We start from the raw sequence: 12,748 nt of genomic DNA on the forward strand, positions 1-12,748 counted from the left end.
TACATCAGCGTCGCCCGTCAATGTTTTGCTGCCAGCCTTGCAGCATGCACGCGCAAGACAACAGCGCCGGCATCGGGACGAGCCACCGCTGGATCAACTATCAACGCCGACGATGTTCGCTACCAATCGTATTGAGTTCTGATTAATTTTGCGGCGAGTAACATCAGCTCCATACCGAGTCACCCACTCATCAAACGTACTGGAGCAACCCCCATGAAAACCAACACACTGATCCTTGGCCTGGCCTTCTCTGTCTTGGCAACCAGCGCTTTCGCCCTCCCCGCTGTTGATGCCGCTCAATTTGTAAACGCGCCCGTCGTCGCTGAAAACGGTTCTTCCCACACCAACATCAATCGCGTTGCCGCTGATGGTGCTGATCGTGTTGGTGCAAACCGCGTTGCCGCTGACGGTGCTGACCGCGTTGGTGCAAACCGCGTTGCCGCTGACGGTGCTGATCGCGTGGGTGCAAACCGTGTTGCCGCTGACGGTGCTGACCGCGTTGGTGCAAACCGCGTTGCCGCTGACGGTGCTGACCGCGTGGGTGCAAACCGCGTTGCCGAAAATGGTTCGTCCCACACCCAACTGGGTCGTATTGCCGCTGATGGTGCAGACCACGCAGGTGCCAGCCGCCTGAGCTGATCGACACCCCGCTCCTCCCCCAGCCCGGCCATTGCCGGGCTTGATTGTTTCTGGGCCCCGCGTTTTCTCCTGCCTGTAGCCCACCTCGGACACGACTGTCGGACAATTCTGATATCGGTTTCAGATTCTCCCCAACCTGCCGATGCATTCGTACACATGAATGTTGTGCTGGTTTCCATAACAAAAACCCTCCAGCTGACGATTTCAAATATTTACGGATTCTGGAGAAATGGAATGAACAGTTGGATGGCCAACATCAGCGTCAATAAGAAGCTAGCCCTCGGCTTCGGCGTCGTACTTGTATTAACAGCGCTGCTGGCCCTGGTGGGGTGGAACAGCCTGGGCCAGATGAGCTTACGCAGCCAATGGGTGGGCGATATCAACAAGCTCAGCCAGAAGCTCACCGACCTGCGGGTAACGCGCCTGCAATACATGCTCAGCAACGGCGACGAAGTGGCCGCGCAAAGCGTTCAGACTGCGCTCGACGGATTCAAGGCGCAGCAGCAATTTCTGCAAAAAACCTTCACTAACCCACAGAATGTCCCGCTGATCAAAACGATGGGCGAGCAGATCAGCGCTTATGAGGCCTCGTTGAAAAAAATGCGCGAGGCCTACCAAGCGAGCGCCGGGGTGCGCGATAGCATGGGCGTCGACGCGGTAAAAGCAGCCGACCTGATTGCCGCGATCAACGATGATGTGATGAAGCTCGAACCTACGGATGAACGTCGTTTAGAGCAGTATCAGGCCGTCATTAAGGCCCGCGAAGACGTAATGCTGGTGCGCTACGAAGTGCGCGGCTACACCGCCAGCGTCTCGGCCAAGACTGAAGAAGCGGCCATGCGCCAACTGACCGCCGCCCTTGACGGCCTCGCGCCACTCAACGCCATGTTTGGCGGCACTCAGGCCGAGCGCCTGAAGCAGCTTGAAGCGGCGCTGATCGGCTATCGCAACTCGGTGCAGGGTTTCAAGCTCGCCGCCGGCAATATCAATGCTGCGCGCGCGGAGATGACCGAGGAACAGGGTGTCATTGTCAAGCTGGCGCAACAGCTCACTGATCTGCAGAACACCCTGGGCCAGGCTGACACCCAGCAGGCGCGCACGCTGCAATTAGCCGGCACGCTCCTGGCGCTGATTCTCGGCACGCTGGCGGCGATTATCATTACTCGTCAGATCACCCGTCCGCTTCAGCAGACTCTGGCCGTGGTTGATCGCATTGCCTCTGGCGATTTGTCCCACGACATGGTCGTGACCCGCAAAGATGAACTGGGCGTTCTGCAAATGGGCATACAGCGCATGGGCGCTACGCTGCGTGAACTGATCGGCGGCATCCGTGACAGCGTCACGCAAATCGCCAGCGCTGCTGAAGAGTTATCGGCCGTGACTGAACAGACCAGCGCCGGGGTCAACAGCCAGAAAGTGGAAACCGACCAGGTCGCCACCGCGATGCACGAAATGTCAGCCACCGTTCATGAGGTGGCGCGCAACGCCGAACAGGCATCGGTCGCCGCTTCTGCCGCTGACAAGCAAGCGCGCGAGGGCGACAAAGTGGTGGGCGAAGCGATCGTGCAGATCGAAAAACTGGCCGACGAAGTGGTCCGTTCCACTGACGCGATGTCCGTGCTGGAACAGGAAAGCGACAAGATCGGCAAGGTCATGGACGTGATCAAGGCCGTTGCCGAGCAGACCAACCTGCTGGCCCTCAACGCTGCCATCGAGGCCGCCCGTGCCGGTGAAGCCGGTCGCGGTTTTGCCGTGGTCGCCGACGAGGTCCGTGGCCTGGCGCAGCGCACCCAGCAATCCACCGAGGAAATCGAAGGTCTGGTCGCCGCGCTGCAAAACGGTACGCGCCAGGTCTCGGAGATTATGCTCAGCAGCCGCAATTTGACTGACAGCTCTGTCGCCCTGACGCGCAAGGCCGGAACGTCGCTGGAAAGCATTACCCAAACGGTGTCGAACATTCAGGCCATGAACCAGCAGATCGCCGCCGCTGCCGAGCAACAAAGCTCGGTGGCCGAAGAGATCAGCCGCAGCATTATCAATGTGCGCGACGTGTCCGAACAGACGGCCGCCGCCAGCGAAGAGACCGCTGCGTCCAGTGTCGAGCTCGCCCGCTTGGGCAATCAGCTGCAAATGCTGGTCAGTCACTTCAAGGTGTAAACCCGCTTTATCTGCGTCGGGCGAAAAGCCGTCCGGCGCAGGCGGTGCAAGGGGTTGAAGACGAACAGTGCGGGTGCACTGGCAAGAAAGGGATTTACTGATCCCACAATTGCCACATACTGCCCGCGCTGTTTTATTTCGTCATATTCATCTCCAACGCCGGGTTTATCTCCATGAAAAGAATGTTGCCGTATCTCCTCAGTGCCGCCCTCTCCCTCGTCCCAGTCGCTTTTTCCCACGCCGCTACCGCCCCTGCACCTGTCCAACTGATCGTCCTGAGTTCCGGCGGCATCATGGGTGCGTTCAAGGCTGTTGCCCCCGATTACGAACAGCGCGCCGGCGTGAAGCTGCAAGGCGAAGTGGCGCCATCGATGGGCGCGACGCCCCAGGCCATTCCCAACCGACTGGCCCGCCATGAGCCGGCCGACGTGGTGCTGATGGTGGGTGCGGCGCTGGACAAGTTGATCAAGGACGGCAAGGTCGATCCGAAAACCCGCGTTGATCTGGGCAAATCCTATATCGCCATGGCCGTGCGCCACGGTGCGCCGCACCCTGACATCAGCACCATGGAAGCCTTCAAGCAGACCCTGCTGGACGCCAAAAGCATCGCCTATTCGGACAGCGCCAGCGGCGTGTACCTGTCCCGCGTGCTGTTCAGCCAGATGCACATCGCCGACCGGATCCAGAGCAAAAGCCGCATGATTCCCGCCGAGCCCGTCGGCGAAGTTCTCGCACGGGGCGACGCCGAGATTGGCTTTCAGCAGTTGAGCGAGCTCAAGCCGGTGGACGGCATCGACATCATCGGCCTGATCCCTGACCAGGCGCAGCAGATGACTCTCTACTCTGCGGGCGTCGTCACCCAGAGCAAGCACCCTGAACAGGCCAAACAGTTTCTGGAGTTCCTGAGCTCGTCGGCAGCCGCGCCGGCGATCAAGGCCAGCGGCCTGGACCCGATCGCGAAGTAACCGGGATATTCGGCGAACGCGATCACATCTGTAGGAGCCGGCTTGCTGGCGAGCGCGGCGTGCCAGGCGACAGGGATTTCTTATCCAGAACGCCATCGCGGGCAAGCGCGCTCCTACGCCTGTCGGCAGAAGCGAGACCAAGACACGCCGGGCTTATGTGAGCGCCAGCTCGATCAGCTCACCGCGCACGTCATCACCCTCGATGTGCAGCATGCCCACGGTGATCGGCAATTTGAACCGTCGCGGTCCGGCGCTGCCCGGGTTGATGAACAGCACACCGTCGCGCATCTGCTGCAAGGGCCGGTGGGAGTGCCCGGTGACCACGACGCGCACCTCCTCTGGCAGTGATTTCGGCACCTCGGCCAGTATGTGCGTGGTGTAAATCGCGACATCGCCGATCCGCAAAGTCGCTTCATAGGGCACGTCGCAAGCCCAGACGTCGTCGGTGTCGTTGTTGCCTCGCACCACCGTGAGGGGCGCGATGGCCTTCAACGCGTCGAGGATCTCCGGCTTGCCGATGTCGCCACCGTGGATCAGGTAGTCGCAGCCCTGCAACGCTTCCAGTGCCTGAGGGCGAAGCAGGCCGTGGGTGTCCGAGATCAAGCCGACTTTTACGCTCATCGTTCAGCTCCCCGGCGCCGACATGGCGGTCTGTTTCGATTGCACGCGCTTCATGCTGATCATCGCGAGCAAGGCAACTACGGCCACCAGCGCGGCGAAGAACTCGCCCACATGCTCCAGACCAAACACGCGCACGCTGAAACCCACCGCCACCACCGGCACGGAAATCGACACGTAAAGGACGACGAAGAACGCGGAAGTGACCGCTGCCTTCTGATCGGGCGGGCTACTGGCCGTGACCGCGCCCATGCCGGCGCGCAGGATCATGCCCTGCCCGACGCCTGCCACCAGACCCGCCGCGATCAACAGCCCCAACTGCGACGTGGCAATGCTCAGCCCCAGACAAATCATGCCGGCGATCAACCCGAGACAGCCCAGCGTCATGTGCCGGTCCTTCGGCAGCACCTGCAGCAAGGCCTGGCCAATGATCGACGCGACGAAAAACAAGCCGATCACCGCCCCGATCAACAGCCCGCCTTGCTCGTGCATGACGTGAATCATCACCGACGGCACCATGCTGGTGAACAGTCCCGCCACGCTGAAACCCGCCAGTCCGGCGATGGACGCGGAGATAAACACGCTGCGCACGGAGGCCGGAACGGAAGGCTTCTGAATGCCCAGTTTCAGGGTCGCCGGACGCTGCACGGTTTCGCGAATCAACGCGATACCAACCGTCGCCAGCACGAGCATCACCAAGTGCACATAAAACACCAAGTGCAGCGCATCTGGCAGAAACTGCGAAGTAAAGCCAGCCAGCAAAGGCCCGATACCAAGGCCGAACATATTGGCGGCGGTGGCCACCAGCGTGGCGTTCTTCCAGGTCTTGGGGGCCAGTTCAATGACGGCCACGGTGGCGGTGCCGGTCATGATGCCCGCGCTGAAGCCGGAAAAAAGCCGTCCGATCAGCAGGCCGCCAATCGAATCGCTGAACAGAAAGATCACCGCGCTGACCGCCCCCATCGCCAGCCCCGCCAGCAACAACGGCTTGCGCCCCAGTTGATCGGACCAACTGCCCACCGCCAGCAGCGCTGCAATAACGCCCGCCGCGTAGATCGAGAAAATAATGGTCAGCCAGCTTGCGTCGAAGCCGAGCCGCTGTTGATAGAGCGCATACAGCGGCGTGGGCAGCGTGGTGCCGACCATGGCGATCAGCAACGCGCAGGCGGCGAAGATGAAGTCGCGCGTAGAAGAAGAGGAAGCAGGCAAGGACATGAGCGCTCCGGGCACCGGTATAAACAAGGTACGCAGTGTCGCCGATACAGATCGAGCAAGGTAGACCTGCGAGGGTTATTGAGGGTGCCTGAGCAGGCGTTTTTGAAGTATGCGTGAACATATTCATCATCAGTTTAAACACTTTGACTTTGCGTGCTTCGCGCCCACGGACCCGGATGAAAGTACAAACACGACAATACCAAAGCGATAATCAGGCTGAAAACGCAGGTTTAAAAAACCGCAATACCGGATATCACAAAAGACTTTTACGGAATGGGAGAATAACTAAAGGAGTGAACTAATCCGCTGTTTGGCTAACCCGGGAAAGTTCTTTAGAGTCCCGTCCTTAATACCCGCTCAGCAGTGAAAAACTTGTGAATAACGATCTACAACTTGTTAAATCAGCACTGACGCGCTTCGGCGTCATGTTGGCGCTCACGCTCTTCAGTATCGGCATGGTGTTCATCGACATCTTCATCGCCAAGACCGACATCCTCGAAACCTCGTTCACCGAAGTCAGCCAGGAACTCATGCTGGCGATTATCGCCGGGGTGTTCTGGCTCTCGGCGCGCCAGCCGGGGCAGCGTGGCGTCGGCATCCTGGTGGGTGGCTTCTTCGGCTGCATGCTCATTCGTGAGCTCGACGGGTTGTTTGACCCGATCAGTCACAGTTTCTGGCTGTGGCCCGCTCTGCTCACCGCGGGCACCTGCGCCTACAAGGCCTTGGGCTACAAGAACGCGTGGCGCGACGTGGTTTCGGGACTCGCCCGTTTTTCCCTGCGTCCGGCGTTCGGTTTCATCATGGCCGGCCTGTTGGTGCTGATTTTCTCGCGACTCTTCGGCATGGGCTCGCTGTGGCACGGCATCCTTCAGGGCGGCTACGCGAGGTTGGCGAAAACCACCGTCGAAGAAGGTGTCGAACTGCTGGCCTACAGCATTTGCCTGGGCGGCGCGCTGGACTATTTTCTGGAGCTGCGCCGCGATCTTTCGCGCTTTGACGAGCTCACCGAACTGCAGATTTCCGTGCCCGTCAAAGCCAGACATCGCGCTGTCGCCCAGGCATTGGAAACCAGCGTCTGAATCTGGCGTCGGCGCAGCGGCCGACCGCCAGTTAACCCCTGGCCAGCGCCCAAAAATAAAGCCGTCGGTTTCGATATCCGCGCCGAGACAGGCATCCTTTCGCGCCCTCCATCGTGCTAGCCTTGGCACTCTTTGGAGGGATGCGACTGCCCCGCAGGTTGTCCCGGATTTCAGGCAGCCAATCGCCCATGAGCAAGAAAACCCCCGTTACCATTTCCGACATCGCCCGCCGCGTGAACATGACGCCTGTCACGGTTTCCCGGGCGCTGAACAAACCTGATCTGGTCAAGCCCGCCACCCTGGCGCGCATTCTGGAAGTGGCGCAAGAACTCGACTACGTCCCCAATGCATTTGCCCGCAGCCTCAAGCGCAGCGAGAGCATGATCATTGGTGTCATTACCGCGTCGGTGGACAACCCCTTCTACAGCGAGATGATCAAGGCGATCTCCCGCGAGGCGAAAACCCGCGGTTACACCATCATGCTGGTGGACACCGACGGCTCCGAAGAACTCGAAGCCAAAGCGGTGGATACGCTGCTCAGTTATCGCGTGGCCGGTATCGTGCTGTCACCGGTGTCGGACGAGCCGGCGTACCAGCCGGTCTATCTGAGCCGGCTGAGCAATGGCGACATCCCGGTGGTGCAGCTGGACCGCGCTTTGCCTGCCAGCCCGTTCAGCCATGTGGTGCTCGACAACTATCACAGCGGCCTGAAAGGCGCGCGTTACCTGCTGGCGCAGAGCCCGGCGATGCGTCGCATGCTGGTGCTGACCGGCCCTGCGCATTCGCGGATTTCCGAGGAACGTCTGAAGGGCGTGAAGGCGGCGATCGCCGAGAGCGGCAAGCCGGTGCAACTGGATGTGTTTGCCGGGGACTACACGCTGGAGCCGTCCCACCAGAGCACGCTGGATTACCTGCGCGACCATCCAGTGCCGGACGCGATTTTCGGCTTCAACCAGCTCATCACCCTGGGTGCCATGAAAGCCCTGCGTGACCGCGATATCGCCCACCACAGCGTGGCCATCTGCGGCATTGACCGGCTGCCGTTCGCCGATATCTTCGGCATCCCCATCGCCTGCATCGCCCACGATGCCTCGCTGGCCGGAAGCAGCGCGGTGAAGATGCTGATGGAGCGAATCGAGGATCGGCATCTGCCGAAGGCGCAGGTGGTGATTGTCGGGGAGTTGGAGAATGGCGTTGGCGGGTGAGCCTTTATTATCGACTCATCGCCAAACCTCTCCCGTGAAACTCTTACCCTCCCCAACTCGACGCGGTCCCCTGTAGGAGCGTGGCTTGTCCCGCGATCGACCGGGAACCGGTCGCGATGACAGACGCTGCGGTATTTCTGTTTCACCGCGTCGACAGACTTTGCTGCCGGTGCCCGGCAGATCGCGGGACAAGCCACGCTCCTACCATTGCGAGTTGCGTTCTACCGGCTCGTGTATCCCCCATCAATCGGGAGCGACACGCCGCTGATCATCGACGCCGCGTTGCTGAGCAGGAACAGGATCGGCGCCGCGACTTCTGCAGTTTCGGCGAAGCGGCCGAGGGGAATGGCCGCCAACGCCGGGTCGCGCTTGCTCGGCTCGCCCCAGGCCATCTGCGCCATGGGCGTCAGCGTCACGGTGGGGTTGACGCTGTTGACGCGAATCCCGTGCCGACCCCATTCGCCACACTGCACACGGGTCATGGCATCCATCGCGCCCTTCGAGGCGCAATAGCTCAGGTGATCGTCCAGCGCGACCAACGAGGCCTGGCTCGACACATTGACGATGCTCCCCGCCACGCCTTCGGCGATCATCTTCTTCGCCACCGCCCCCGCGATCATCGCTGCCGCGCGCACATTGACCGCCATGACCTGATCGAACGCCGCAGCGCTGACCTCGCTCGCGGATTCCAGTATGGAAATCCCTGCGCAGTTGACCAGGCCGTGCATCACTGGCAAGTCCGCCAGCACTGCGGCCAATGTCTGTTGATCCGCCACGTCCACGCGCAACGGCTGGCAGCCCTGCGCCGCAAGTTTTTCCAGAGCCGCTGCATCGCGGCCCATGGCATAGACCTCGCCGCCACTGTTCAGCAGTTGCTGCGCGACCTCCCAGCCGATGCCGCTGCTGGCGCCAGTGACCAGAACGCGCTGGCCGCTGAAATCAAATTGAGCCGTGTTCACAGTCACGCTCCCTGCAAGCGATGCATGATCGGTTTCAGCGCCGGGTAAAGCGCCACGTAATCGGCGAACAGTCGCGAGTACAGGGCGACGTTCTCGGCCTGAGGCTCGGCCCGGCGCTCCAGTTGAACCCAGCCTTTGTGGACCTGCGCCTCATCCACCAATCCAACCGCGTGGGCCGCCAGCAAGGCCGCACCGAGGGCCGCTTCGACTTCCTGCACGATGGTGTAGACCGGGAAGTTGGTGACGTCGGCGATGATTTGCATCCACAGGTCCGAGTGGCTGGCACCGCCGACCACGATCAGCCGAGGGTCCAGGGATTGCGCGCCCCGTGTACCCGCTTCGATGTTGTGCCGAAGCGCGAACGTGACGCCTTCGAGTACCGCGCGGTAAAGGTGAATCCGGCTGTGATAGAGGCTCAGGCCGACAAAGCTGCCGCTGGCTTTGGCGTCCCACACCGGACTGCGCTCACCCATCAGGTAGGGCTGAAACAGGACGCCATCGCTGCCGGCCGGGATCTTCATCGCCGCGCGTTCGAGAATGACGTGACTGTCTTCACCGCTCTCGCGCCCCTGCTGCTCTTCGGCCTGACAGAACTGCTCGCGAAACCAGCTGACCGAGGCGCCGGCGGTGATCGCGCCGCCGAAGATGTAGAGGTCCTTCGCGCCGTTGAAGACATGGGGAAAACTGACCAGACCGTGCCGGGCATCGACCTGCTGATTGAGGTAGCCCCAGCACATGCTGGTGCCAATCATTGCCACGTGGTTGCCGGCCTGGGTGACGCCAGCGGCGAAAGTCGCCATGGCGGCATCGACACCGCCACCCAGTAGCGGTGTGCCCGCCGTCAGTCCAAGCCGCTCGGCCCATTCGGGCAACAGGCCACCGACGACATCACCGGAGTGAACCAGCCGCTGGGGCATCATCGATGCCGGGATACCCAACGCGTCGAGCATCTCCGCCGACCAGCCCCGCGCCTTGACGTCGTAGACGCCGCCGATGTTGCCGGCAGAGCTGTGGTCCACCGCGACCTCACCGGTCAGGCAGTAATTGACGTAGCTGTTGGGCGGCAGCAGGTAGCGCGTGTCGGCCCAGACCTGCGGCTGCTTGTCCTTGAGCCAGAGCATTTTGGTGAAGCCGTAATAGCTGTCCACCGAGTTGCCGGTGATGGTGTAAAGCCGTTCGAGATCGACGTGCTGATTGACCCACTCGACCTGTGCCTCGGCGCGGCGGTCCATCCAGATCAGGCACGGATACAAGGGCTTGATCTGCGCATCAACGGCAATGCCTGAGCCGCCGTACAGGCTGCTGACACACAGGGCTTTGACGCTGTCTTTGGGCAACGCGCTTTTGCGCATGCAGGCGGCGACGCAGATTTCCACGGCGTCGAGCCAGACCTGCGGCCATTGCTCGGCCCAGCGCGGTTTGGGCGTGTCGACCTTATAACTGTGACTGTGCTGCGCGACGATATTGCCCTGTGCATCGACCAATAACGCCTTGGTGCTTTGGGTGCCGATGTCGACACCGATGACGTAATCCATCCGGGTGCGCTCTTGTTGTTATAGGAGTGCTACGCAAGACCTGTAGGAGCGTGGCTTGTCCCGCGATCGACCGGGAACCGGTCGCAATCATGAGGCCACGGTATGCCTGATTCACCGCGTGGCCAGGTTTGCTGCCGGTTCCCGGCAGATCGCGGGACAAGCCACGCTCCTACAGAATGGGGGTTATCCGTTAACGGGTTTCAGCAGCACTTTGATCGACTTGGTCGAGTCCGCCAGGGCGAACGCTTCGGCATAGTCGTCCAGGCCGAAGTCATGGGTGACGATGCCTTCCGACGTCACCAATTCACGCTCGAACAGGTCGATGGCAATCGGGTAGCAATAAGGGCCCAGGTGAGCGCCGCGCACGTCGAGTTCCTTGCGATCGCCGATGATCGACCAGTCAGCGCTGGTCTCGGCGCCGAACACGCTGAACTCGACGAAGCGGCCCAGCTTGCGGATAAGGTCAAGGCCCTGGGTGACGCCAATCGGCACGCCGGTGGTCTCGATATAAACGTCGCAGCCGTAACCGTCGGTGAGGCCGTTGATGATCTCTTTCGCGTTGTCGCGGCTCGGGTTGATCACCACATCGGCGCCGAATTTTTTCGCCAGTTCCAGACGCTCGTCGACCATGTCGATGACCACCAGCTTCTTCGGCGTTTTCAACGCAGCCACTTGCACCATGCACAGGCCCAGCGTGCCGGCGCCGGCGATCACCAGCACGTCGTCGAGCTGAACATCACCGCGGTTCACCGTGTGAATCGAACAGGCCATTGGCTCGATCAGCGCAGAATCTTCCAACGACACCGACTCAGGGATGTGATGCACGATGGCGGTCTTCGGGATGCGCATGTATTGCGCCATGCCGCCCTCGGCGACGTCTTTCTGGAAGCCGAAGATGTTGTGCACTTCGCACATCCAGTACTTGCCGGACTTGCAGAATTTGCACTTCTCGCACGGGACGATCTGCTCGGCGATAACCTTGTCACCCACCTTCACGCCGAAGTGCTCTTCAGCGCCCTCGCCCACCGAATCGACGTAGCCGAAGAACTCGTGGCCCGGCACCACCGGCGCCTTGACCCACGGGCTTTCACCGCCCCAGAACATCGCCGCGCCCGAATGGCATTTGCAGTCACTGGCGCAGATCCCGCAGGCACCGATGCGGATCACCAGTTCATTGGCCCGCGCGACGGGCTTGCTGATCTGCTCCAGACGGTAGTCTTTCGGGGCATGGCAAACGACGGCTTGCATGGTGGTTTTTGTGTTTTGTTCCATGTCGGGTTACCTGTTTGGGTTTGTTTGATGACCTGTAGGAGCGCGCTTGCCCGCGATGGCGGCAGACCCGTTGCATTATTGTCGTCTGACACGACGCCATCGCGGGCAAGCGCGCGCCTACAGGTGAGGGTTCGATACCGGTTTATTTATGCCGCTGCCGACTGATGAAGATCGCCAGCAAAATGATTCCGCCCTTGATCACGCTCTGCACATAGGGCGAGACGCCAAGCATATTCAGGCCGTTGTTCAGCACGCCCAGCAGCATCGCGCCCACCAGCGTGCCGATGATCACGCCGCGTCCGCCGGCAATCGACGCACCGCCCAGCACCACCGCGGCAATGGCGTCCAGCTCAAAACCGACGCCGGCGTTCGGTTGCCCGCTCATCAGCCGCGACGACAACACCAGCCCGGCAATCGCTGCCGTCAGCCCGCTGATCGAGTACACCAGCAGCTTGAACCGCGAGGCACGCACGCCAGACAGACGCACGGCTTCTTCGTTACCGCCGATGGCATACACGTAGCGGCCGACGCGGGTGTGCTGCAGCAGCACCCAAGCGAAAAAGTACGTCGCCAGCATGATCAGGATAGGCACTTGAATACCAAACAGCGTGCCGCGCCCGAACCAGGCAAACCACTCCGGCATCCCCGCAATCGGGTAGCCGTCGGTGTACATCAGGCCCAGCCCGCGCGCGATGCCCATGGTCGCCAGCGTCACGATGATCGGCGGCATTTTCAGGTACGCCACAAAGATGCCGTTGCCCACCCCGAAGCCCACGCCAATCAGCAAACCGATGAGGATCGCAATCGGCGCGGGGACGCCTGCGACCATCAGCCCGGTGGTCAACGTGCCGGACAGCGCCATCACCGGTCCGACCGATAAATCGATGCCACCGGTGAGAATCACGCAGGTCATGCCGACCGCGATGATGGCGTTGATCGACACCTGGCGGGCGATGTTTTCCAGATTCGCGCCGGTGAGAAACTTGTCGCTGGCGAAGATCATGAAGACCGTCACCACCACCAGGCCCACGAACGGGTAGAAAGCCGGCGAGCGGATCAATCGCGCGAAGTTGAGTTTCATCCGGTTGGGCTGCGCGGTCATGG

11 protein-coding genes and 1 pseudogene are annotated in these 12,748 nt (G+C 61.2%); 6 read left to right on the plus strand and 6 right to left on the minus strand.

All coding sequences use genetic code 11. The features are described from left to right. Nucleotides 1-213: 213 nt before the first annotated feature. The 4 genes and pseudogenes from ACQKEN_RS17615 to ACQKEN_RS17630 all read left to right on the plus strand — a co-directional run bounded on the left by ACQKEN_RS17615 (nucleotide 214) and on the right by ACQKEN_RS17630 (nucleotide 3,761). Nucleotides 214-639 carry a hypothetical protein gene (locus ACQKEN_RS17615; protein ID WP_427687419.1) on the plus strand — a complete coding sequence of 142 codons (426 nt, stop codon included), beginning with the start codon at nucleotides 214-216 and terminating at the stop codon, nucleotides 637-639. Between the two features lie 348 nt (nucleotides 640-987). Further along, nucleotides 988-1,893, plus strand: a pseudogene (locus ACQKEN_RS17620) (methyl-accepting chemotaxis protein); the annotation flags it as partial. Between the two features lie 198 nt (nucleotides 1,894-2,091). Beyond that, entirely contained in the window at nucleotides 2,092-2,796 is a 705-nt protein-coding gene (locus ACQKEN_RS17625) for a methyl-accepting chemotaxis protein (protein ID WP_427687471.1), read from the plus strand. A 173-nt stretch (nucleotides 2,797-2,969) separates the two neighbouring features. Further along, nucleotides 2,970-3,761 carry a substrate-binding domain-containing protein gene (locus ACQKEN_RS17630; RefSeq protein WP_427687421.1) on the plus strand — a complete coding sequence of 264 codons (792 nt, stop codon included), beginning with the start codon at nucleotides 2,970-2,972 and terminating at the stop codon, nucleotides 3,759-3,761. Nucleotides 3,762-3,914: 153 nt separating this feature from the next. On the opposite strand, the gene ACQKEN_RS17635 is transcribed toward ACQKEN_RS17630, so the two are convergent. Then, entirely contained in the window at nucleotides 3,915-4,382 is a 468-nt protein-coding gene (locus ACQKEN_RS17635) for a metallophosphoesterase family protein (RefSeq protein WP_427687423.1), read from the minus strand. Between the two features lie 3 nt (nucleotides 4,383-4,385). Next, nucleotides 4,386-5,594: an MFS transporter gene (locus ACQKEN_RS17640; protein ID WP_427687425.1), complete on the minus strand. Its 1,209-nt coding sequence runs from the start codon at nucleotides 5,592-5,594 to the stop codon at nucleotides 4,386-4,388. Nucleotides 5,595-5,968: 374 nt separating this feature from the next. Here ACQKEN_RS17640 and ACQKEN_RS17645 point away from each other — a divergent pair, with 374 nt between their 5' ends. Together ACQKEN_RS17645 and ACQKEN_RS17650 are read left to right on the plus strand one after the other, a co-directional pair. Next, nucleotides 5,969-6,673: a hypothetical protein gene (locus ACQKEN_RS17645; RefSeq protein WP_427687427.1), complete on the plus strand. Its 705-nt coding sequence runs from the start codon at nucleotides 5,969-5,971 to the stop codon at nucleotides 6,671-6,673. A 188-nt stretch (nucleotides 6,674-6,861) separates the two neighbouring features. Continuing rightward, a complete protein-coding gene (locus ACQKEN_RS17650) occupies nucleotides 6,862-7,878 on the plus strand; it encodes a LacI family DNA-binding transcriptional regulator (RefSeq protein ID WP_427687429.1) in 1,017 nt (338 codons plus the stop codon). A gap of 221 nt (nucleotides 7,879-8,099) precedes the next feature. On the opposite strand, the gene ACQKEN_RS17655 is transcribed toward ACQKEN_RS17650, so the two are convergent. The 4 genes from ACQKEN_RS17655 to ACQKEN_RS17670 form a co-directional block, all read right to left on the minus strand. Continuing rightward, complete coding sequence (locus ACQKEN_RS17655; protein ID WP_427687431.1) at nucleotides 8,100-8,837, minus strand: SDR family oxidoreductase; 738 nt, start codon at nucleotides 8,835-8,837, stop codon at nucleotides 8,100-8,102. Nucleotides 8,838-8,839: 2 nt separating this feature from the next. After that, entirely contained in the window at nucleotides 8,840-10,372 is a 1,533-nt protein-coding gene (locus ACQKEN_RS17660; protein ID WP_427687433.1) for an FGGY-family carbohydrate kinase, read from the minus strand. A gap of 183 nt (nucleotides 10,373-10,555) precedes the next feature. Continuing rightward, a complete protein-coding gene (locus ACQKEN_RS17665) occupies nucleotides 10,556-11,644 on the minus strand; it encodes an alcohol dehydrogenase catalytic domain-containing protein (RefSeq protein WP_427687435.1) in 1,089 nt (362 codons plus the stop codon). 142 nt (nucleotides 11,645-11,786) lie between these two features. Beyond that, nucleotides 11,787-12,746, minus strand: a complete 960-nt coding sequence (locus ACQKEN_RS17670; RefSeq protein ID WP_427687473.1) for an ABC transporter permease — start codon at nucleotides 12,744-12,746, stop codon at nucleotides 11,787-11,789. Nucleotides 12,747-12,748: the final 2 nt, after the last annotated feature.

This window comes from Pseudomonas sp. NPDC078416 (assembly GCF_050268485.1).
Lineage (GTDB): Bacteria > Pseudomonadota > Gammaproteobacteria > Pseudomonadales > Pseudomonadaceae > Aquipseudomonas.

Bases quoted from the DNA above. Each gene is read 5' to 3' on its own strand.
- ACQKEN_RS17625 (WP_427687471.1), top strand. From the start codon at position 2,092: ATGTCAGCCACCGTTCATGAGGTGGCGCGCAACGCCGAACAGGCATCG.
- ACQKEN_RS17660 (WP_427687433.1), bottom strand. From the start codon at position 10,372: ATGGATTACGTCATCGGTGTCGACATCGGCACCCAAAGCACCAAGGCG.
- ACQKEN_RS17665 (WP_427687435.1), bottom strand. From the start codon at position 11,644: ATGGAACAAAACACAAAAACCACCATGCAAGCCGTCGTTTGCCATGCC.
- ACQKEN_RS17640 (WP_427687425.1), bottom strand. From the start codon at position 5,594: ATGTCCTTGCCTGCTTCCTCTTCTTCTACGCGCGACTTCATCTTCGCC.
- ACQKEN_RS17615 (WP_427687419.1), top strand. From the start codon at position 214: ATGAAAACCAACACACTGATCCTTGGCCTGGCCTTCTCTGTCTTGGCA.
- ACQKEN_RS17630 (WP_427687421.1), top strand. From the start codon at position 2,970: ATGAAAAGAATGTTGCCGTATCTCCTCAGTGCCGCCCTCTCCCTCGTC.
- ACQKEN_RS17670 (WP_427687473.1), bottom strand. From the start codon at position 12,746: ATGACCGCGCAGCCCAACCGGATGAAACTCAACTTCGCGCGATTGATC.
- ACQKEN_RS17650 (WP_427687429.1), top strand. From the start codon at position 6,862: ATGAGCAAGAAAACCCCCGTTACCATTTCCGACATCGCCCGCCGCGTG.
- ACQKEN_RS17635 (WP_427687423.1), bottom strand. From the start codon at position 4,382: ATGAGCGTAAAAGTCGGCTTGATCTCGGACACCCACGGCCTGCTTCGC.